The following is a 19,870-nucleotide window of genomic DNA, read 5'->3' on the forward strand; positions in this document are numbered from 1 at the left end:
CCGGCGGGGCTTTCCTTGTTTGTCGAGATTTCGGGAAGGCTCCCGTGATGCAACGGCCATGCTGCATGAGTGTGGAAGATCAGGTGCTCATGGGCATAGCTCTGTAAGCCCCCTTTGCCGAGGCAGGGCTCAAGATGCCAGCCCCCTTCGAGCCGCCCGTGAACAGCCTGTCGTTCTGGTGGAGCTGACAGCTCGTTCAGGTGGCATAACCAGTTACCCTCTCGCTGCTTTCTTTCCTGGCCATGAGAACCCGCACAATCCGCAGCGTTTCGCTCACGCCTGAGCTTGCGGCTCTCGCTGGCAGCAAGGTTGCATCCGGGCAATCCCGCACCGTCCGTGCCGCCCCGCGGCCCATCGACGAACGGGAGCCGTGCGTGGAGCGGAGGCTGCCATCCGTCAAGGAGACTTCCGATGCTCGATAAGCTGCCCAGCGAAGCAACTCCCGTTGCCCCCGACTTCCTGTCCGGCGGCGGCGAGATGGGCGCGCGGATGCGGGCGCATGACTGGTCCACCTCACCGCTGGGGCCCCCGGAGACCTGGCCACGATCCCTGCGCACCCTCGTGCGCCTGATGCTGAATGCCAGACAGCCCATGTTCATTGCGTGGGGTCCGGAACTCGCCTTCCTCTACAACGACGATTATGCGCCGATCTTCGGCGCCAAGCACCCGCACGCCTTGGGACAGCCCTTTGCCGCGGTCTGGTCGGATATCTGGGACCAGATCCAGCCTCTGGTCGCCAGCACGCTGTCCGGCCGCGCGGTCGCGCAGGAGGACCTTCTCATCCCGATGGAGCGGAACGGCTACCGTGAGGACACCTGGTTCAGCTTCTCCTACAACCCCGTGTGGGATGACGGCGGCGCCATTGCAGGTATGTTCTGCGCCTGCACGGAAACGACCGACAAGGTGCTGGCCGAGCGACGGGTGGCCACCGAGCGTGAGCGGCTGCGCGAGCTGTTTCATCAAGCGCCCGGTTTCATGGCCATGCTCACGGGCCCCGAGCACACCTTCGAGATGGTCAACACCTCCTATTATCAACTCGTTGGCCACCGCGACATCCTCGGCAAGCCGGCGCTCGAGGCCCTGCCCGAGGTCGTGGAGCAAGGATTCAAGGACATCCTCGACACCGTCTACACGACAGGTGAGACCTTCGTCGGCAACGGCATTCCGATCATGCTTCAGCGAGAGCCGGATGCGAAGCCCGAGCGGCGCTTCGTCAATTTCGTCTATCAGCCGATCCGGGACAGTCATGGCCGCGTATTCGGCATCTTTGCCGAAGGCAGCGACGTGACGGACGCCAAGCTGACCGAAGAGGGGCTACGGGCCAGCGAAGCCCGGATCCGGGGCATTCTGGAGGGAATGACGGAGGGATTTCTTCTGCTCGATCAGGACTTCCGGGTTCTCCAGATCAACAGCGAGGGCCTGAAGATCGACGGGCGCCCCGAGGGTGAGATCGTGGGGCGCTCGCACTGGGAGGTCTGGCCAGACGCAGTGGGAACACCCGTCGAAGAGGCCTACCGCAGAGCCATGGTGGAGCGCATGCCGGCCACCATCGAGCATCGCTACATTTTCTCAGGGCGTGCGGTCTGGCTCGAGTTGCGCATCTTTCCGGTCGAGGGCGGAGGTGTGGCGTCCTTCTTCCGCGACGTCACCGAGCGTCGGACAGGAGCGGAAGCGCTGAGCGCCAGCGAGGCCCGGCTGAAGGCCGTGCTCGAGAACGTACCAGTGGGCATCGTCATCACCGAGGCGCCCTCGGGCCGGGTGGTGGCGGGCAATCGGTATGCCGAGCATATTCTGCTGCATCCGATCCACCCGACCCCAGGTATCGAAGCTTACGGGCAGTGGGGGCTTTGCCATCCTGACGGCAGGCCCGCCCAGCCGCACGAATATCCCGTTGCCAGAGCCCTCCTGACGGGGGAGGCCACGGAGCCCGAGGAGTACCTGTACAGGCGTGGTGACGGAACGATGATCTGGGTCAGGCTTGCAGCCGCCCCTATTCGCAACGATCAGGGGGAGGTTGCCGCAAGCGTGATTGCGATTGTCGACGTCGATCAAGAGAAGAAGGCCGAGAGTCACCAGAGGCTTCTGATCAACGAGCTGAACCACCGGGTGAAGAATACCCTCGCCACCGTGCAGTCGATCACCACCCAGACGCTGCGCAACGCGAGCACGACGGAGGAGGCCCGTTCCGCCTTGGAGGCACGTCTCTTCGCTCTGGCCCGGGCCCACGATGTGCTCACCCAGGAAAATTGGGAGAGCGCCAACCTCAAGGACATCGTCCGGGAGGCGATGGCACCCTTCCGCCACGAGCGGGAGAACCGGGTCCATATGAATGGACCCGATGTCAGGGTCTCCCCACGCATGGCTCTGGCGATTGCCATGGCGTTGCAGGAGTTGGCGACCAACGCTGTCAAGTATGGTGCCCTCTCCAACAGAGACGGAGTGGTGCGCATCCGATGGACCGTGACCGGAAGTAAGGCCCCACGCCTTCGTCTGACCTGGTCGGAAGAGGGAGGGCCTCCTGTTCAGGTGCCTCGCCGGCGGGGATTTGGCACCCGCCTGATCGAGCGGAGCCTGGCTCACGACCTGAACGGACAGGCGGAGATCCGGTTTTCCGCCGAAGGGGTCATCTGCACGGTCGACGCCCCCCTTGATGGAGCCGATGGAGACGGCGCTCCCCTCGGTGTGGAGGATCGGCCCTGCGGATCGAGCTCTGTACGAGAACGTGCTTGCCGTCCGTGACCGGCCTTCGCCCGGTGACCGCGAAACCATCGAGCAAGCACTCCAATGGGCTTCAAGAGGTGGCGACGGAGAAGCGACCTGCCTCCCTGCCCTCGCTCATCGTGCGAGAAAGTGGCCCCGGTTTTTCGCAAGAACGATGCGCTCTTTTCAAGAAGAGAGCATCGGATCAGATCCCAAAAGTGGATTCCACTTTTCACGTCCCATGCTCGGAGAGAGTTGCCGCAATGCGAGGGAAAGTCCATTGGCCCAGGGCTGATGTGGTGAGCGTCGGATCAAGAGCAGCGTCCGAAGGACAACGAGCGGCGGACTTTCAGAGACAATCGCCCCACCTCCCTGACCGACCCGCCGCAGACCTTGCATCGCGATGTGCCCGGTTTTCTGCAAATTCCGGGCGGCGACCCTGGATGGGCACGATGAATGGTTCTTCGATCGAGCCGGGATGGCGAGGAAAGGCGCTCGTCGCGTAAAAGTCAGGCCGCCTCGACTGCCCTGGATTGCCGCGGGGCCGTACGCCCTGCGGCAACGACGGTCAGGGATGCGTCACTGGCCGTTCACGCGGCGGTCGTCTCCTGGCTCGAAGCGCCTGTCGCGGTCGACGCGACCACCCTTGTCGTCTGCGGCGAAACCGGGATCGTCCGCCCCACGCCCGCGGGACCGGCGCGCATCCGCCACATGATCGGCGCCGCGGGTGCGCGTGCGTGTCTGGTGCTGGTCTCTCGTTTGGGTCCTGGTCCGGCCTTCCGTCAGGACGCCGTCCTCCATTCCGCGGCTGCGCCGATTGTCCCCCGCTCGCCCCATCCCATGATCGTCGGCTCCCCGGCCGCGCCCATGACCGGCGTCGTCAGCCCTGTCACGGCCGCGATCATCGTTGCGGCCGGTGGCCTCTCCGGCACGGCCCCGCCCGCCGTTGTCGTCTCCTCCGCGGCCTCCCCGTCCGCCGCTATCATCGCTACGGCCGCCGTGGCTGCCGCCGTCGTCTCCGCCGCGCCCTCCCCGGCCACCGCTATCGTCGCCGCCGCGGCCTCCGCCGTTGTCGCCACCGCCGCGCGCCAGAGCGGGCGACAGGATCGCGCTCGTGACCACAGCCGGGACGGCGGCTGCCGTGAGCGAGGCCAGCATGGTCCCCAGGACCAGGATACGCGGACCGTTCTTGATGGGCTTCAGCATCGTCGTTCTCCATTCACCCGGTGCCGCACAAATCGGCGCCGATGCAGGAGCAGTTTGGCTCAAGGCCGGCATCCGAACCTGACGGAACGTGTCAGCGAAATATCAGCTTGGGCGTGCTATGCTGGCGGTCTTCGGAAGGTTTCATGACACGGCGTCACCTAATTGCTCTGCTGCTGCTTCCCCTGGCACTGGCCCCGGTTGGAGGCTCCTGGATCGTGCCTGCCATCGCGAAGGACGGCGGTGGAGGTGGCGGCGGAGGTGGCGGCGATGGAGGTCATGGAGGGAACGATGGCGGCGGTCGCGGCGGAGGTGACGACGGCGGTCATGGTGGCGGCCAGAACAGCGGCCGGGGCGGCGGAGACGACGGCGGCCGCGGCGATGATCGAGGACGCGGAGATGATGGCGGCGGACGTGGCCGGGGCCGGGGCGGCGATGATGCTCGGGCAGGCGCGTACGCGGGCTGGGGGAGCACCTCCTCCGACAATGCCCGCGAGGCCGTCTCCCAAGGGCGGGCCCTGTCCCTGAGTTCCGTTCTTCCGACAGTGGCGAAAGCGGTTCCGGGGCAGGTGCTGGAGGTCGATCTCCGCCAATCCTGGAGCGGCGAGTGGTGGTACGAGTTCCTGATTCTCACCCGCGATCGTCGCTACCAGGAGGTCGTCGTGGATGCCCGTCGCAACAAAATTCTTCAAGTCAGGAGACGCTGATGCGGGTCCTTCTCGTCGAGGATGAAGCGGCCATCGCAAGGGATATCGCAGGCGCTCTGGCCGAGGCCGGCTATGTCGTGGATATCGCCAGAGATGGCGATGACGGCTGGTTCCGCGCCTCGACCGAGGACTATGACGCCGTCATCCTGGACCTGGGCCTGCCGAAGCTCGACGGCCTGTCGGTGGTGCGCCGGCTCCGGGAGGAGGCCAGCACGGTTCCCATCCTCGTGCTCACGGCCCGCGGCTCGTGGCTGCAGAGGGTCGAAGGCATCGATGCCGGTGCCGACGACTACCTGACCAAACCCTTCGAGATGGAGGAGCTTCTCGCCCGTCTCGCGGCCCTGCTGCGCCGGGTTGGACGTCACGTGACGCCTCTGATCGAGGTCGGTGCGCTGCGCATCGACACGCGGCGGCTGCGGGTGATGGTCAACGGCCGGACGATTGAGTTGTCGCCGCTGGAATTCCGTCTGTTGCGCTATCTTGCGCATAATCGCGATCGCGTCGTGGCCCAGAGCGAGCTGGTCGAGCACGTCTACGGATCGGACGAGCCCGAGAGCAACGCGATCGAGGCTCTGATGGCGCGCCTGCGGCGCAAGATCGGATCGGGGACGATCGAAACCCGTCGCGGCCACGGCTACATCATGGAGACGCCCACGTCATGACTCGGAACTCCATCCGGCTGCGGCTGCTCATCGTGGCGATCACGTCGATCGTCGTGACGATCGCCGTCGCGGGCGCATCCCTCGTGATGTTCTTCGAGCGCCAGGTGCTCCGCTATGTAGAGCAGGACCTCAACATTCATTGGACCGAACTCGCCACGGCCTTCGGGGCCGAGGGGGAGACAGACTTGAGCCAGAGGCTGACGGATCCCCGCTATCACCAGCCCTATGGCGGGGCCTATTGGCAGGTTTCCGAAGGCGGGAGGCCAATCCTGCGGTCCCGTTCGCTCTGGGATCGGACGCTCCCCGCAGACGAACCGCGCCAGGGTGCCGACCGGGACAAGGCCTTCGAGGTCGAAGGGCCCGACGGCTCGGAACTCTACGTGATCGCGCGCGAGGTCACGATCGGCGGCGAGCAGGGCTCGCGCACGTTCAGCCTCGCGGTGGCCCTGGATCATGCGCAGGTGGTGGAGTTGCGCCAGGCCTTTGGATGGGATGTGACCCGCGTCCTGCTTCCCATCGCGGCGGTCCTGGTTCTGTTCGCCTGGCTGCAGGTTTCGCTGGGCCTGCGCCCGTTGCGATCTGTCGGGCGTGATCTGAATGCCGTCCAGACCGGTCACATCCGGCGCATGACGCGCCGCTTTCCCGACGAGGTCGCGCCGCTGGTCGAGAGCATCAACAAGCTGCTCGACCGGCAGGAGAACCTCGTCCGCAAGGCGCGTGACCGGGCCGGCGCTCTGGCCCATGGCCTCAAAACGCCCCTGACCATACTCGGAGGCGAGGTGCGCCGTCTCGAACAGGCAGGCAAGCCCGACGCTGCGGAGCGCATGCATGAGCAGCTTGAGCTCATCCGCTCCCATGTGGAGCGCGAGGTCGCGCGCGCCCGGACCAGCGGTGCATCGGTGGCGTGCGGCGCCTATACCCAGGTGGACGAGACCGTCGCGCGCCTTCTTCGCCTGATGCAGCATCTGCCACGGGGCGAGCAGCTCGTTTGGCAGACCAGGATTCCAACCGAGCTGGCGGTTGACATGGATCCCCATGACTTGGGAGAGGTCATGGGCAATCTTCTCGATAATGCAAGAAAATGGGCCAGCACCCGGGTTGACGTTCGCGCGGAGCCGACGGGGGATAACGCCCGTATTACCGTCGAGGACGACGGCCCTGGCTTCCCGGGTGCCGATGGCGCGCGCCCTGAACGCGGCATGACGGGACGATGCGACTCGAACTCGAGCGGCCTTGGTCTTGGCATCGTGGAGGACATCTTGGCCGAGTACGGAACAAGCCCGAACATCGACGGGAGTGGCCGCTGCAGCATCTCGTTCGAGATTCCGCTGTGTCGTGAGAGGCTCGTCGTTACCTCCCGGAAAGCCATCCCGCGCGAAGGACAGGCCTCGAGCCCCTGGTCGAGCGAGATCACGCGAGCCTGAGCCTCGATCCACCGGCTGCGAATGAGTTCTTGAAGAAGCATGCCGGGTCGACCGGGCGTCGCCGCGTCCTCGCTCCTCTCGATACCCCTAATGCGCCAGCCGAATCCACCTGCTCTTGACGAGCTTGAGCTTGTTCACCAGCGTTGGGAGCGTAGACAATCGGACGTGAAAGGTGGAATCCACGTTCGGGATTCCTTCCGATGCTCCCGTCTTGGCAAGCGCGCATCGTTCTGGCGAAAAACCGGGTCCACTTTTTCGCACGATCCGCTAGACCCACAGGAGGAACACGGCCTCATCGTGGTGACGACTCTTCAACGGGATCATCGGGCCAACCGGCTTCTCGCCGCGCTGGAACCAGCGGACTTTGCCATGCTGGAGCCGCATCTGGAGATTGTCGCCCTTCCGAAGGGCGCGGTGCTCTACGAGGCTGGCGAACCCATCCAACACACGTACTTCCCGCACGATGCGATCGTGTCCCTGGTCGAAGGCATGGAGGATGGGCGCGTAGCCGAAGTGGCGCTGTTCGGGCGCGAGGGGATGTTCGGTCTCTTGAGCGCCTTTATCAGTGGTGAAGCCCTTGGGCGCTACGTGGTGCTGGTCTCGGGCGCCGCCTCGCGGATTCCTGTCGAACGGATGCACCGGCTTCTCGTGCTGCGCTCCCGGCTGCGCCGCATGGTGGCCGCTTTCAACGAGGCGGTGCTTGCCCAAGTGTTTCAAGCCGTGGCCTGCAATGCCCTTCACCCGGTCGAGGCCCGGTGCTGCCGCTGGCTTCTCAACACCCGTGACCGGATGGATCATGACACCCTGCCGCTGACCCACGAAAGACTGGCCGAGATGCTCGGGGTCCAACGCTCCACGGTCAGCACCGTCCTGCGCGCGTTGCAAACCAGCGGCCTGATTGCGCAACGCCGCGGCGGCATCGTCGTGACCAACCGGGCTGGACTCGAACAGGGTACCTGTGAGTGCTACCGCAAAGTGCGCCTCCGCGTCGAGAAGGTACTCCCCGGCCCCCATCCCCGTTTTGAGCGGACCAAGCCGTCCTAGAACATCGGAGCGGCCCCAAAAGTGCAAATCCACTTTTCACGTCCGATGCGCTAAACGGTCAGGATGATGCGGTATGACAGCTGCTGCCCGGTGACCCGGTTCATGATACGGGCTGGACGGATTTCACACTCACGCAGTGGGATCCGCCATGCTCGCGCGGCAATCACCCTCAGCAGATTCCTGCCGGTCTCGGTCGTGGCCCGGCGCACGGCGAAATTCGTCAGGAAAGCGTCGTCTGCCCCGGGCCGACTGGCGTAAGCCCCCACCTCGAAGCTGCCGATGGTCTGCCAGCCGAAGCCGGTGCGAGCCTCCGCGAGCGTTGCGACGATCGTCCGGTTGGTGGTCCGCAGCCACACGGCGAGGGCATCCGGCACAATAGACTCGTCAGCCATCGTCGCCCATGCCGGCAACGCCTCCGCGGCGGCCGTCAGCGAAACGATCTTGAGAAAGGTACGGCGCTGCAAGCTGAGATGTCCAGGCATGACCGCGTCTCCTCCATCGTGAAACCCTCGCAAAAGCCATCTGTCGCAGGCGCGTGACCTCCGCAAGGAGAGAAGAAACCTCGCTATCGCTTGTTGGGCGGAGGCATCTGCTGGACCGGGTCTGCGATATATTTGAACGAGGAGTTCTTGATCCAGGGCGCCGGCTGGTCGTTGTCGGGCTGATCGCTGGACGACAGGTTGAAATAGAGGTCGACCGTCTGGTCAGGTTGGAGGTCGCCAAAGAGCGGGTCGTCGAGCTTGTTCATCGCCTTGAGCGCATCCATGAACATCTGCGAGTGGGAGACCTCGCGCGTAGCCAGGAACGTCAGGGCATCGCGCGACCCGTCGTCCGAGGCCCGCTTTAGCAGGGCCTCGTAGGTCGCCAAGGCTCCGGCCTCCGCAGCAATGTCGGCCCGCAGGTCTCGCACCGAACTCGCACCTTCACTGACGTATTGGCCCGACCATGCGGAGCCCTGGCTGTCCAACAGGTGCGGGCCCTTGCCGCGAATGGAAAAGAGGGTGCTCTCGAAGGCCTTGGCCTGTTGGCTGCCCTTCGTATGCGCTTCGATGAGATGGCCCACGACCTCGAGGTGGCTAAACTCCTCGACCGCGATGTCGAGCAGCATGTCCCGCAGCGCCGCGTCGTCGGTGTGCTGGGCTTGGGTGAAGTACTGGAGGGCGGCGGTCAACTCGCCGGTGGCGCCGCCGAACTGTTCAAGGAGATACTGTCCGAAGACAGGATCCGGATCCTTCACGTTGACGGGATGCATAAGCTCTTTTTTGTGGATGAACATGAAAGCGCTCCGCTTCGCGAGATCAGGGCTGAGCAAGACGCGGGCATTGAGGTTACAGTCCCGCCATCCTGGCAGGGCCTCGACGTTCGAAGGCCGATCCGTCGTCGGGGCGTGCCTTTGCGGGGACTGGCGAGTGCGGCTCGAACGCCCTCCAACGCACACGGAATCACCTTGTTCCTCCTCCCCTGCGGATTTCCCGGCCCGACATCTCTCGTCCGGGAGAAAGAGACTAGAAAGAGACTCTATCGGCGCTTCTTGTCCGGCGGACTGGTGCGCGCGCCAGGGTTGCCTTATCCCTGCCAAGAACCCATGTGATCCCGTCACAGGGCCTCGGCGCGTCTGCCGGAGCCCTGATTGATCCCTTCCCACCTGACCTATGCTCGGAATCCATCGTGTCGATGTCCTCTGTCCGCTTGCACCGGCTGCTGCTGATTGCCGCGCTTCTCGTGCCGGCGATCGTCTTCGCGGCCGCCGCAGCCTGGAACCGGTCGGAGGTCCTGCGCGAGAACAAGGAGACGATCTCCCGCACTGCTGCGATCCTGCACGAGCACGCTCACAAGGTGTTCGATACCGTCGATCTGGCGATCGGGCGGGTCGAGGACTACACTCGCGGCATGTCCTGGGACGAGATCGCAGCTCCCGACACCAGCGTCTTCCTCCAGCGGCTCAAGGCTCCTCTGGAGCAGGCCGTCTCGATCTGGATCACGGATGCCAAGGGGCGCGTCCGTGCCGGCAGCCAGCCGTGGGATCCCGATGTCACTATTGACGAGCGCGAGTGGTTCCAGGCCCAGCGCGGGCGCGATGTCGGCACGTACATCAGTGCGCCGTTCCAGGGCAAGGCAACCGGCAAGCCATCCTTCGCGGTCAGTCGCCGCCGCTCGACCCCGGATGGCCATTTCGACGGCATCATCCACGTGGCGCTCAGCCCTCAATACTTCACCCGATTCTTCCAGGAGGCTGCCCCACCGGGGCCACATGTGGCAGTCCTGATGCGCCAGGACGGCTCGATCCTGGCTCGATCTCCCGCACTGGCACACGACAGCCGGCTTGGACCGGACAACATCCTCATGCGCAGCATCGCAGCCCAGCCTGACGGAGGCGTATTGTCGGGGATCTCCTCGGAGGATCAGCGCGAGCGGTACTTTGCCTATCGCCATGTCGGCGCCTATCCGGTTTATGTCGCTTTCGGCATCGATGCCGCGGTTGTGCTGAGACACTGGTACCGCAACCTTGCGGTCTATGGAGCGGTGGCAGCCCTGTGCGCCCTCGTCCTGTGGCTTGTCTCCTGGCTGGCCCTCCGGCGCGCCCAGGCGGAACAGGAGGCCCTCATCCAGCTTCGGCATGAGAGCGAACAGCGTCATGCGACCGAGCAGCGCCTGTTGCAGGCCCAGAAGATGGAGAGCATCGGTCAGCTCACGGGCGGGATCGCGCACGACTTCAATAATCTGCTGGCGGTCATTCTCGGCAACCTCGATCTCCTGCGGAGGCGCATCAAGGACGACGACCGGGCAAAACGGCTGCTCGACGGGGCACTCCAGGGAGCCGAGCGCGGCGCGGCGCTGACACAGCGGCTGCTGGCTTTCTCCCGCCGCCAGGACCTCACGCCGCAAGCCGTCGACGTGCCGCAACTCGTGGCCGGCATGACGGACCTCCTGACCCGCGCGCTCGGCCCGAGCATCGAGATCGTGACCCAGCTTCCGGCCGGCCTCTCGCCGGTCAAGGTGGACCCGAACCAGCTGGAAATGGCGCTCCTCAATCTGGCGGTGAATGCCCGCGATGCCATGCCGGTCAGCGGCCGGATCACCATCTCGGCGCATCAGGACGACTTGGCTGAGGGCAACGGGTATGGCCTTCAGCCCGGAGCCTATGTGTGCGTGTCCGTGAGCGACACCGGGATGGGCATGGATGCGGCTACGCTGGCCCGCGCCATCGAGCCATTCTTCACGACCAAGGGGGTCGGCAAGGGCACGGGTCTGGGCCTCTCGATGATCCATGGCCTTGCCGTCCAATCGGGCGGCACCCTGAAATTGAGGAGTGAGATGGGGAAAGGCACGACGGCCGAGATCTGGCTGCCCCAGGGTGAGACAGTGAGAGGATCCCCGACCGGCGACGAGCGAGCCCGTCCGGAGCATCGCGCCTGCACGGTGCTCCTGGTCGAGGACGATCCGCTGGTGATGACCGGGACCACCGCCATGCTGGAAGACCTCGGCCATACGGTGGTGGCGGCCTCGTCGGCCGAGGCCGCCCTGAGGATCCTGCGAAACGGAGCGTCCGTTGATCTTGTCATGACCGACCATGCGATGCCGGGCATGACGGGGCTGGAGCTGGCGGAACGAATCCGAGCGGAATGGCCCGCGCTGCCGATCCTGCTGGCCAGCGGCCATGCCGAGCTGCCGGATCGGGCCGGACTTGGCGTCCCGCGCTTGGCCAAGCCCTTCCGCCGCGCTGACTTGGAACATGCGATCGCGTCGATCGTCACGCCGGCTTGCGAACCCGTCAATGTCGTGCCGTTTCGCAAATCGTGACGATGGGCCGACCGACCCGCCCGGATGCCGCGACATGCCGTAGGGCGAAAACGGTCGATTGGGCCGACCTCTGGTTCTCACCCCGATAGGCTCTCCCGCGAGCCTTTCCGTCGGCGATCCGCGACATACATATTACGGCGGATCGCAGCATCGCGCTGTCAAAAAAGTATCATTCCCGGCAATGAAACGTGCTGGCACGCGCTTGCGGCGAAGGTTACCGTCATCGTCAGTGAGAGCCGAACTGAGATCGGCCGGCTCGGAGCGGAGGCCATCGCGAGCGCCCGCACCGGCCTGGAGGAAACGGACATGGAGCCGGATCTCGAAGTCGTTCAGATAAGGCCGGGCGAGTCCTTCGCCGCCTGGTCGCATGGCTATCCCTACCGCACGGTGCGCTGGCACTTTCATCCCGAATACGAGCTGCATCAGGTGGTGGCCACGAAAGGACGCTATTTCGTCGGCGACTTCATCGGCGAGTTCGAGCCCGGGAACCTGGTGCTGACCGGACCGAACCTTCCGCACAACTGGGTCAGCGACGTCCCGAAGGATGCGATCGTTCCGCTCAGGTGCCACATCATCCAGTTCAGCGAGGATTTCGTCAGCGGTGCCATGAAGACCCTGCCCGAGCTCTCCGCCCTCGCGCCGGTGCTGGAAGCGTCGCGGCGCGGCGTGCTCTTCAGCCGGGAGATCAGCCGCGAGATCTCGCCTCTCATGGAAGAGGTGATGCACGCGAAGAGCGTGCGCCGCATCGAGCTCTTCATGATGATCGCCGGCCTCCTGAGCCGCGCGCAGGGTTCGCGGATGCTCGCGAGCCCGAGCTACCTCCCCGACCCGTCCGGCTACATGTCGGCAGGCATCAACAAGGCGCTCGCCTTTATCCGCGAGAACCTGACCCAACCCTTCAGCGAAGCGGACCTGGCCGCGATCGCGGGACAATCCACGAGCGCGTTTTCCCGCGCCTTCCGGCAGCATACCGGCATGTCGCTGGTTCAGTACGTGAAGCGCCTGCGCATCAATCTCGCCTGTCAGATCCTCATGAGCGACGAGCAGGCCTCGATCACCAGCATCTGCTACGAGGTCGGCTACAACAACCTCTCCAATTTCAACAGGCAGTTCCTGGCCGAGAAGGGCATGACCCCTTCCCGGTTCCGGCGCCTGGTGCTCGATAACATCAACACGGCCAAGGCCGCGCAACGGAGGAGCCACGACCCAGCAACCCAGGCATCACGGGGAAGACCGGGCGGCGCGAAAGAGCAGCCCGAGAAAAGAGGCGCCCTGCTCTGACATCCGGGACGGCGGCAAACCACGATGGCTGCCGCAACCGTCGCCCCCGAGCCGGCGCAATTCGACTGCACTATGACGGTCACCAATGGGAGAGAAACGAATGATCACGTCTTCATGGAAGCTCGGCGGCCTCGCGGCCCTGACCCTTACACTGCTCGCGGGCACGGGCGCGGCCATGGCTCAGAACGCGAAGGCCTCCAACGCCACGGTCGCCTTCCTCATGCCGGACCAGGCTTCCACCCGCTACGAGGAGCATGACTTCCCCGGCTTCAAGGCCGAGATGGAAAAGCTCTGCCCGACCTGCAAGGTCCTCTATCAGAACGCCGACGCGAACGTCTCGCGCCAGCAGCAGCAGTTCAACTCCGTGATCTCGCAGGGCGCGAAGGTGATCGTGCTCGATCCGGTCGACTCCGCCGCGGCCGCATCCCTCGTCAAGCAGGCGCAGAGCCAGGGCATCAAGGTCATCGCCTATGACCGGCCCATCCCGGACGCCAAGGCCGACTTCTACGTCTCCTTCGACAACCAGGCCATCGGCAAGTCGATTGCGGATTCGCTCGTCCAGCACCTGAAGAAGAGCAACGTGACCGCCGGCAGCGGCACCGGCGTCCTTCAGATCAACGGATCGCCCACCGACGCCGCCGCCGGCCTCATCAAGAAGGGCATCCACGAGGGTCTCGACAACAGCGGCTATCCGATCCTGGCCGAGTACGACACGCCGGACTGGGCTCCGCCGAAGGCGCAGCAATGGGCGAGCGGACAGATCACGCGCTTCGGCAAGAACATCCTCGGCGTCGTGGCGGCCAATGACGGCACCGCGGGCGGGGCCATCGCGGCCTTCAAGGCCGCGGGCGTGAACCCGGTTCCGCCCGTGACCGGCAATGACGCGACGATCGCCGCGCTTCAGCTCATCATCGCGGGCGATCAGTACAACACGATCTCGAAGCCGAGCGAGATCGTGGCGGCGGCCGCCGCCAACATCGCGGTCGAGTTCCTCGCGGGCGAGACTCCGAAGGCGGAAACGAAACTCTACGAGACGCCCTCCCGGCTCTTCGTTCCTGCGGTGATCACCGCGGAGAACCTGAAGGCCGAGATCATCGACAAGAAGATCAACACGGCCGAGCAGCTCTGCACGGGCCGTTATGCCGAAGGCTGCAAGAAGCTGGGCATCACGCAGTAACCCGGCACGTTCCGTCCGGCCGCCACGGCGGCCGGACATCCCTGAAACGGCGGAAGGTTCCGCCAGGGTCGGAAACGCGATGGACATATCCCAAGAGCAACACGACAAGCGCGAGCTCGTGCTCAGCCTGCGCGGCATCTCGAAGAATTTCGGCGCCGTTTCCGCCTTGACCGATATCGATCTGGACGTGCATGCGGGCGAGGTCGTGGCGCTTGTGGGAGACAACGGCGCCGGCAAGTCGACTCTCGTCAAGACGCTGGCCGGGGTGCACCAGCCGAGTTCCGGCTCGATCACGTTCTGCGGGCAACCGGTGACGCTTTCGGATCCCAGCGCCGCGCTCGGCCTCGGCATCGCCACCGTGTTCCAGGATCTGGCCCTGTGCGAGAACCTCGACGTCGTGGCCAATATCTTTCTCGGGCGCGAGGTCGGCCCCTACCGCCTCGACGAAGTGTCCATGGAGCTGAAGGCCTGGACGCTGCTCAACGAACTGTCCGCGCGCATTCCGAGCGTGCGCGAGCCGGTCGCCTCTTTGTCCGGTGGGCAGCGGCAGACGGTCGCCATCGCGCGCTCGCTGCTGCTGGAACCCAAGCTCATTCTTCTCGACGAGCCCACCGCCGCCCTCGGCGTCGCGCAGACCGCCGAGGTGCTCGACCTGATCGAACGCGTCCGCGACCGCGGGCTCGGCGTCATCATGATCAGCCACAACATGGAGGACGTGCGTGCGGTCGCGGACCGCATCGTCGTGCTCCGGCTGGGACGCAACAACGGCGTCTTCGAACCCGACGCCTCCAACGAGCAACTCGTTAGCGCCATCACGGGCGCGGCCAACAATTCAGTTTCGCGTCGCGCCAGCCGGCGTCAGGCGCAGAGTGGACAATCACCGGCACCGGAGGGACGCCCATGACAAAGAGCGCGGAACGGAACGCGCAGACGGCTCCGATGCTCGACCGCAGAGACGAGCGCGTGAGGCATGCGGAAGGGTTCGGCGACACGGTCCGGGCCTTTCTGGACCGGGTCCGGTCCGGCGATCTCGGCTCGCTTCCCGTCGTCGTCGGCCTCGCGATCATCTGGACGGTGTTCCAGAGCCTCAACCCGGTGTTCCTGGCCCCCAACAATCTCGTCAATCTCCTGTTCGACTGCTCGACCGTGGGCGTGATCGCCCTCGGCATCGTCTGCATCCTGATCGTCGGCGAGATCGATCTGTCGGTCGGATCGGTCAGCGGCTTCGCCTCGGCGCTTCTCGGCGTCACGTGGGTCAACCAGGGCTGGCCCGTCGCGGCCGCCGTCATCGCGGCGCTCGTCCTCGGGGCCCTGATCGGCGCCGTCTATGCCTTCCTGTTCAATCGCTTCGGCATGCCGAGCTTCGTCGCCACCCTGGCGGGCCTTCTGTCGATCCTCGGGCTCCAGCTCTATCTTCTCGGCTCGACCGGTTCGATCAACCTCCCCTACGGCTCCCCGTTCGTCGATTTCGGCCAGCTGCTCGTCATGCCCGACGAGGTCTCCTATATCCTCGCGGCGCTGCCGGGCGTCGTGATGCTCGTGCTCGGCTTCCGGACCGCCGCCCGCCGCCGCAAGGCCGGGCTGTCGGCCCAGCCCATGACCAGCCTTCTGCTGCGCATCGCCGTCATCACGATCGTGCTGGAATTCATCGCCTATTACCTGAACCTCGATCGCGGCATCCCGTGGATGTTCGGCCTGTTCGTCGGGCTCGTGGTGGCGATGAACTATGCGCTGACCCGCACCCAATGGGGCCGTCAGATGCTCGCGGTCGGCGGCAACCGCGAAGCCGCGCGCAGGGCGGGCATCAACGTCAAGTTCATCTATACGACGGCCTTCATGCTCTGCTCCGGGCTCGCGGCCGCCGGCGGCCTCCTGGCCGCCGCGCGCCTGGCCTCGGCGAGCCAGCAGGCCGGCACCGGCGACGTCAATCTCAACGCCATCGCGGCCGCCGTCATCGGCGGGACCAGCCTGTTCGGTGGACGCGGAAGCGCCTACTCGGCCCTTCTCGGCATCATCGTCATCCAGTCGATCGCCAGCGGCCTGACTCTGCTCGATCTCTCCTCGTCGCTTCGGTACATGATCACCGGCGCCGTCCTCGCCATCGCGGTCATCGTCGACTCGCTGGCACGGCGCTCGCGCGTTTCCCATGGCCGGGCCTGAGCCATACGAACGAAAAGGATAAAATGCCATGGGCGACAAGTTGAACGGGAAAGTCGCGGCCATCACCGGAGCGGCTTCGGGCATCGGCCTCGAATGCTCCCGGATCCTGCTGTCCGAGGGCGCTCGCGTGGTCCTGATCGACCGGGACGAAGAGGCGCTGAAAGCCGTCTGCGCGGATCTCGGGCCGCAGGCCATTCCCCTGCGGATCGACCTGACCGACCCGGCCAGCGTCGCGCGCATGATGCCCCAGATCCTCGATCACACGGGCCAGCTCGATATCTTCCACGCCAATGCCGGCTCCTATATCGGCGGCGAGATCCTGAAGGGCGATCCCGACGCCTGGGATCGCATGCTCAATCTCAACATCAACGCCGCGTTCCGCTCCGTGCATGCCGTGCTGCCCCACATGGTGGAGCGCAGAACAGGCGACATCATCGTGACGAGCTCCATCGCGGGCCTGGTCCCGGTCGTGTGGGAGCCGATCTATACCGCCTCCAAGCATGCCGTTCAGGCCTTCGTGCACACGGTGCGGCGGCAGGTCGCGCCGCATGGACTGCGCGTCGGCGCGGTCGCTCCCGGCCCCGTGGTGACGGCCCTCATCAAGGATTGGCCGAAGGAGAAGCTCGATGCGGAACTGGCGGCCGGCGGCCTGATGCAGCCCGTCGAGGTCGCCGAGGCCGTGCTGTTCATGCTCACGCGGCCCATGACCGTGACCATCCGCGATCTCGTCATCCTGCCGCAGAGCAACGATCTCTAATTCATGTTTGTCGGCGCAGGCCGATCCCGCTCCCGTTCCTTCTCCGGATGATTGAACCGCCATGGCAAAGCATTTTCTCGGCATCGATGTCGGCACCGGCAGCGCCCGCGCCGGCCTCTTCGACGACCAGGGTACTCTCCTCGCCGCCGCCAAGGCCGACATCGCGATCTGGCAGGAAGCAGGCGGCATCGTGGAGCAGTCGAGCACCGACATCTGGCGCGCCGTCTGTTCCTGCGTGCGGGACGCCGTGTGGAAAGCGGCCGTGCCGCCAGAGAGCGTCGCGGGCATCGGCTTCGACGCAACCTGTTCCCTCGTGGTCCTGGGCGCGGGTGGCGAGCCTTTGCCGGTCGGCCCGTCCGGGGAGCCCGAGCGCAACATCATCGTCTGGATGGATCACCGCGCGACAGAGCAGGCGCGCAGGATCAACGCCACGGGCGAGTCCGTGCTGAACTACGTCGGCGGGTCGATCTCGCCGGAGATGGAAACGCCGAAACTGCTGTGGCTCTCCGAGAACATGCCCCAGACCTTCACGGGCGCGTGGCAGTTCATGGATCTCGCCGATTTCCTTACCTGGAAGGCAACGGCGAGCCTCGCGCGATCGACCTGCACCGTCACCTGCAAATGGACCTATCTGGCGCATGAAAACCGCTGGGACGAAGGCTATTTCCGACAGGTGGGGCTCGGCGCCCTCGCCGACGAAGGCTTCAGCCGTATCGGAACCGAGGTCGTGCCGGGCGGCACCGCGCTCGGCGGCGGCCTGACCGCGGAGGCGGCCGCCGATCTCGGCCTTAAACCCGGGACGCCCGTCGCCGCGGGTCTGATCGATGCCCATGCGGGCGGCGTGGGTACGGTCGGCGCGCGCGGCAACGTGGGCAGCATCCTCACGCGCATGGCCTATGTGTTCGGCACGTCGGCCTGCACCATGTCCTCGACCCGCGAGCCCGCGTTCGTACAGGGCGTGTGGGGCCCCTACTACTCCGCCATGATCCCGGGCCTCTGGCTCAACGAAGGCGGTCAATCGGCGGCGGGCGCGGCCATCGACCATCTCGTGCGAATGCATCCCGCCTCGCATGAGGCCGCAAGGATCGCCCGCGAGAACGGCACCAGCCTGAGCCATTGGCTGTCGCTCCAGGCCGAGCGGCGCGGCGGCGCGGCGGCCCTGTCGGACCTCGTCGGCGAAGTCCATGTGGTGCCGGAATTCCTCGGCAACCGGGCTCCTTTCGCGGATCCCGAGGCCCGGGGCGTGATCGCCGGGCTCGGCATCGACAGCGATCTCGACAGCCTGATCGCGCTCTATCTCGCGGGTATCTGCGGACTGGGCTACGGCGCCCGGCAGATCGTGCAGGTGCTCGCCGAGAAAGACGTGGCGATCGACACCATCGTGGTCAGCGGCGGCGCGGGCCAGAGCCCGTTGGTGCGCCAACTCCTCGCCGACACCACCGGAAAGGTCGTCGCCGCGCCGGTCTCCCAGGAGCCCGTTCTTCTCGGCTCCGCCATTCTCGGCGCCGTCGCGGCGGGCCGCTATTCCGATATCGACGCGGCCATGGCATCCATGTCCGCCATGGGGGAGACCTATCAGCCGAATGCGTCGGCGACCGCATGGCACGAGAAGAGGTTCAAGGCCTTCGAGATGCTGCAGCAGGTCGCAAAGGCGATCAGAACGCACTGATCGAAAGCGCCTTCCGACTGCGCCAAATCGTGAGCGCAAGCCAGCCTTCGAGGCTTTGACAAGGGCGGTGTCTGCCCTCGAGTATCGGACTGAGCGCATCGCTCTTTACGAAAAACCGGGTCCACTTTTTCGCACGATGCTCCGTTCTTGGACTGAGCGCATCGTTCTTGACGAAAAACCGGGTCCACTTTTTCGCACGATGCTCTAGTTTGCAGGCAGACACCCATCCATCAAAGCTTCGAAGAAGGAGGCGCCGTTGCACCGCGTCATGGCCGGCATTGTCTTTATCGGTTTCAGCATCGCCTGCTCGGGTTCGGCCTTCAGCGCCGACAACACGCGCGCCCAGCACCGGAACTGGATGCGGAAACTCGACACCCCTGGCGGAACCCTGCCCGAGTCGCTCCAGGCGATCCTCAGCCGCGAGGAATCGGAGGCTCGCGTGCCGGATGGCACGACCGCCCAGCACCGGTCATGGATCAGGAAGCTCCAAATCTCGCATCAGACGAGCGGCACTGCGCTTTAGCGCATCGTGCGAACCCAGCGGGCCGCGCTACAGCGTCGGGCGTGACATCGAACTCACGTCCGACGCTATAAGTCTATGGTCGTGAGCATCTTTCCACGCAAAACCGGTGCCCACTTCTACGTTCGATGCTTTTGATCTTGAGCATCTTTCCACGCAAAACCGGTGCCCACTTTTGCGTTCGATGCTCTAGCGAAAAGCGGACCCGGTACTCGCTGACGCGGCCCTTCGGGTCCGCTCGCAACGATGCGCTCTTTCCAAGACGGGAGCATCGGATTCAATCCCACACGTAGGTTGCGTCCGATGCTCGAGCCTGTCAGCTCGCCTCAGGCGGATTGCGGCTCCGTGGCGACGGGTTCGCGCACCTGCAGCACCGTCAAGCGCTTCTTGTCGCCGTTACGGGTGGTCCAGTCGATCGACTTGCCGACGGGAAGCCCGATCAGGGCCGTCCCGATGGGGGTCAGAATCGAGATCCGTCCCCGGGCGATATCCGCCTCGTTCGGATAGACGAGGGTGACTGTCTGCACCCTGCCGCTCACGTCGTCGCGGAACTCGACTTCGCAGCCCATGCAGACGATATCGGTCGCGCTGCGTCCCTTGGGGAGGACTTGAGCGCGGTCGATCTCGTCGGCCAGCTCTGCGGCCATCTCCGGCATCGTGTGCGAGGCGGCATCCGCGAGCGTCGACAGCTTCTCATGGTCGGTCGCGGTCAGTGTGATCCGTGGCTTCGAGCTGCCTGTGGTCTTCTTGGTCACTGTCATTCTC

General features: G+C 65.2%; 16 protein-coding genes and 1 pseudogene. 12 read left to right on the forward strand and 5 right to left on the reverse strand.

Going from position 1 to position 19,870, the window contains the following annotated elements; genetic code table 11:
* Positions 1–411: 411 nt before the first annotated feature.
* The gene (locus tag AB8841_RS20165; RefSeq protein WP_370437584.1) at positions 412–2,739 is read left to right on the forward strand and encodes a PAS domain-containing protein; all 2,328 of its coding nucleotides are present in this window, start codon (positions 412–414) and stop codon (positions 2,737–2,739) included.
* Between the two features lie 540 nt (positions 2,740–3,279).
* Here AB8841_RS20165 and AB8841_RS20170 read toward each other — a convergent pair.
* Positions 3,280–3,906, reverse strand: coding sequence for a hypothetical protein (locus AB8841_RS20170; RefSeq protein WP_370437585.1), 627 nt, complete (start codon positions 3,904–3,906; stop codon positions 3,280–3,282).
* Between the two features lie 158 nt (positions 3,907–4,064).
* Positions 4,065–4,595 carry a hypothetical protein gene (locus AB8841_RS20175; RefSeq protein ID WP_370437586.1) on the reverse strand — a complete coding sequence of 177 codons (531 nt, stop codon included), beginning with the start codon at positions 4,593–4,595 and terminating at the stop codon, positions 4,065–4,067.
* Between the two features lie 14 nt (positions 4,596–4,609).
* On the opposite strand from AB8841_RS20175, the gene AB8841_RS20180 reads away from it, so the two are divergent.
* The 3 genes from AB8841_RS20180 (at position 4,610) to AB8841_RS20190 (ending at position 7,740) form a co-directional block, all read left to right on the forward strand.
* A complete protein-coding gene (locus AB8841_RS20180; RefSeq protein WP_370437587.1) occupies positions 4,610–5,272 on the forward strand; it encodes a response regulator transcription factor in 663 nt (220 codons plus the stop codon).
* Positions 5,269–6,696 carry a sensor histidine kinase gene (locus AB8841_RS20185; RefSeq protein ID WP_370437588.1) on the forward strand — a complete coding sequence of 476 codons (1,428 nt, stop codon included), beginning with the start codon at positions 5,269–5,271 and terminating at the stop codon, positions 6,694–6,696. The genes AB8841_RS20180 and AB8841_RS20185 overlap by 4 nt, the downstream gene beginning before the upstream one ends.
* Positions 6,697–6,786: 90 nt before the next feature.
* Positions 6,787–7,740 carry a Crp/Fnr family transcriptional regulator gene (locus AB8841_RS20190; protein WP_370437589.1) on the forward strand — a complete coding sequence of 318 codons (954 nt, stop codon included), beginning with the start codon at positions 6,787–6,789 and terminating at the stop codon, positions 7,738–7,740.
* Between the two features lie 50 nt (positions 7,741–7,790).
* Here AB8841_RS20190 and AB8841_RS20195 read toward each other — a convergent pair whose 3' ends face one another.
* Complete coding sequence (locus tag AB8841_RS20195; protein WP_370437590.1) at positions 7,791–8,222, reverse strand: hypothetical protein; 432 nt, start codon at positions 8,220–8,222, stop codon at positions 7,791–7,793.
* 83 nt (positions 8,223–8,305) lie between these two features.
* Positions 8,306–9,016: a manganese catalase family protein gene (locus AB8841_RS20200; protein WP_370437591.1), complete on the reverse strand. Its 711-nt coding sequence runs from the start codon at positions 9,014–9,016 to the stop codon at positions 8,306–8,308.
* Between the two features lie 398 nt (positions 9,017–9,414).
* Here AB8841_RS20200 and AB8841_RS20205 point away from each other — a divergent pair, with 398 nt between their 5' ends.
* From AB8841_RS20205 to AB8841_RS20240, 8 genes and pseudogenes are all read left to right on the forward strand, one after another.
* The gene (locus AB8841_RS20205; protein ID WP_370439325.1) at positions 9,415–11,541 is read left to right on the forward strand and encodes a response regulator; all 2,127 of its coding nucleotides are present in this window, start codon (positions 9,415–9,417) and stop codon (positions 11,539–11,541) included.
* A gap of 306 nt (positions 11,542–11,847) precedes the next feature.
* A pseudogene (locus AB8841_RS20210) lies at positions 11,848–12,729 on the forward strand (helix-turn-helix domain-containing protein); the annotation flags it as partial.
* Positions 12,730–12,922: 193 nt separating this feature from the next.
* Entirely contained in the window at positions 12,923–13,999 is a 1,077-nt protein-coding gene (locus tag AB8841_RS20215; protein WP_370437592.1) for a sugar ABC transporter substrate-binding protein, read from the forward strand.
* 85 nt (positions 14,000–14,084) lie between these two features.
* On the forward strand, positions 14,085–14,903 hold the full coding sequence (locus AB8841_RS20220) for an ATP-binding cassette domain-containing protein (protein ID WP_370439326.1): 819 nt from the start codon (positions 14,085–14,087) through the stop codon (positions 14,901–14,903).
* Positions 14,900–16,159, forward strand: coding sequence for a sugar ABC transporter permease (locus AB8841_RS20225; RefSeq protein WP_370437593.1), 1,260 nt, complete (start codon positions 14,900–14,902; stop codon positions 16,157–16,159). The genes AB8841_RS20220 and AB8841_RS20225 overlap by 4 nt, the downstream gene beginning before the upstream one ends.
* A 28-nt stretch (positions 16,160–16,187) precedes the next feature.
* The gene (locus tag AB8841_RS20230; protein ID WP_370437594.1) at positions 16,188–16,916 is read left to right on the forward strand and encodes an SDR family oxidoreductase; all 729 of its coding nucleotides are present in this window, start codon (positions 16,188–16,190) and stop codon (positions 16,914–16,916) included.
* Between the two features lie 61 nt (positions 16,917–16,977).
* Entirely contained in the window at positions 16,978–18,585 is a 1,608-nt protein-coding gene (locus tag AB8841_RS20235) for an FGGY-family carbohydrate kinase (protein ID WP_370437595.1), read from the forward strand.
* A gap of 256 nt (positions 18,586–18,841) precedes the next feature.
* Positions 18,842–19,108, forward strand: coding sequence for a hypothetical protein (locus AB8841_RS20240; RefSeq protein WP_370437596.1), 267 nt, complete (start codon positions 18,842–18,844; stop codon positions 19,106–19,108).
* Between the two features lie 323 nt (positions 19,109–19,431).
* Here the strand turns inward: AB8841_RS20240 and rnk are convergent, their stop codons facing one another.
* Complete coding sequence (rnk, locus tag AB8841_RS20245) at positions 19,432–19,860, reverse strand: nucleoside diphosphate kinase regulator (RefSeq protein ID WP_370437597.1); 429 nt, start codon at positions 19,858–19,860, stop codon at positions 19,432–19,434.
* Positions 19,861–19,870: the final 10 nt, after the last annotated feature.

Origin of the sequence: Microvirga sp. TS319 (genome assembly GCF_041276405.1) — a bacterium.
Classification (GTDB): Bacteria; Pseudomonadota; Alphaproteobacteria; order Rhizobiales; family Beijerinckiaceae; genus Microvirga.

Excerpts from the sequence above, each read along its gene's own strand:
- AB8841_RS20180 (WP_370437587.1), top strand. The coding sequence starts at position 4,610 with ATGCGGGTCCTTCTCGTCGAGGATGAAGCGGCCATCGCAAGGGATATC.
- AB8841_RS20205 (WP_370439325.1), top strand. The coding sequence starts at position 9,415 with ATGTCCTCTGTCCGCTTGCACCGGCTGCTGCTGATTGCCGCGCTTCTC.
- AB8841_RS20200 (WP_370437591.1), bottom strand. The coding sequence starts at position 9,016 with ATGTTCATCCACAAAAAAGAGCTTATGCATCCCGTCAACGTGAAGGAT.
- AB8841_RS20230 (WP_370437594.1), top strand. The coding sequence starts at position 16,188 with ATGGGCGACAAGTTGAACGGGAAAGTCGCGGCCATCACCGGAGCGGCT.
- AB8841_RS20215 (WP_370437592.1), top strand. The coding sequence starts at position 12,923 with ATGATCACGTCTTCATGGAAGCTCGGCGGCCTCGCGGCCCTGACCCTT.
- AB8841_RS20165 (WP_370437584.1), top strand. The coding sequence starts at position 412 with ATGCTCGATAAGCTGCCCAGCGAAGCAACTCCCGTTGCCCCCGACTTC.
- AB8841_RS20225 (WP_370437593.1), top strand. The coding sequence starts at position 14,900 with ATGACAAAGAGCGCGGAACGGAACGCGCAGACGGCTCCGATGCTCGAC.
- AB8841_RS20235 (WP_370437595.1), top strand. The coding sequence starts at position 16,978 with ATGGCAAAGCATTTTCTCGGCATCGATGTCGGCACCGGCAGCGCCCGC.
- AB8841_RS20195 (WP_370437590.1), bottom strand. The coding sequence starts at position 8,222 with ATGCCTGGACATCTCAGCTTGCAGCGCCGTACCTTTCTCAAGATCGTT.
- AB8841_RS20190 (WP_370437589.1), top strand. The coding sequence starts at position 6,787 with ATGCGCCAGCCGAATCCACCTGCTCTTGACGAGCTTGAGCTTGTTCAC.
- AB8841_RS20185 (WP_370437588.1), top strand. The coding sequence starts at position 5,269 with ATGACTCGGAACTCCATCCGGCTGCGGCTGCTCATCGTGGCGATCACG.
- AB8841_RS20170 (WP_370437585.1), bottom strand. The coding sequence starts at position 3,906 with ATGCTGAAGCCCATCAAGAACGGTCCGCGTATCCTGGTCCTGGGGACC.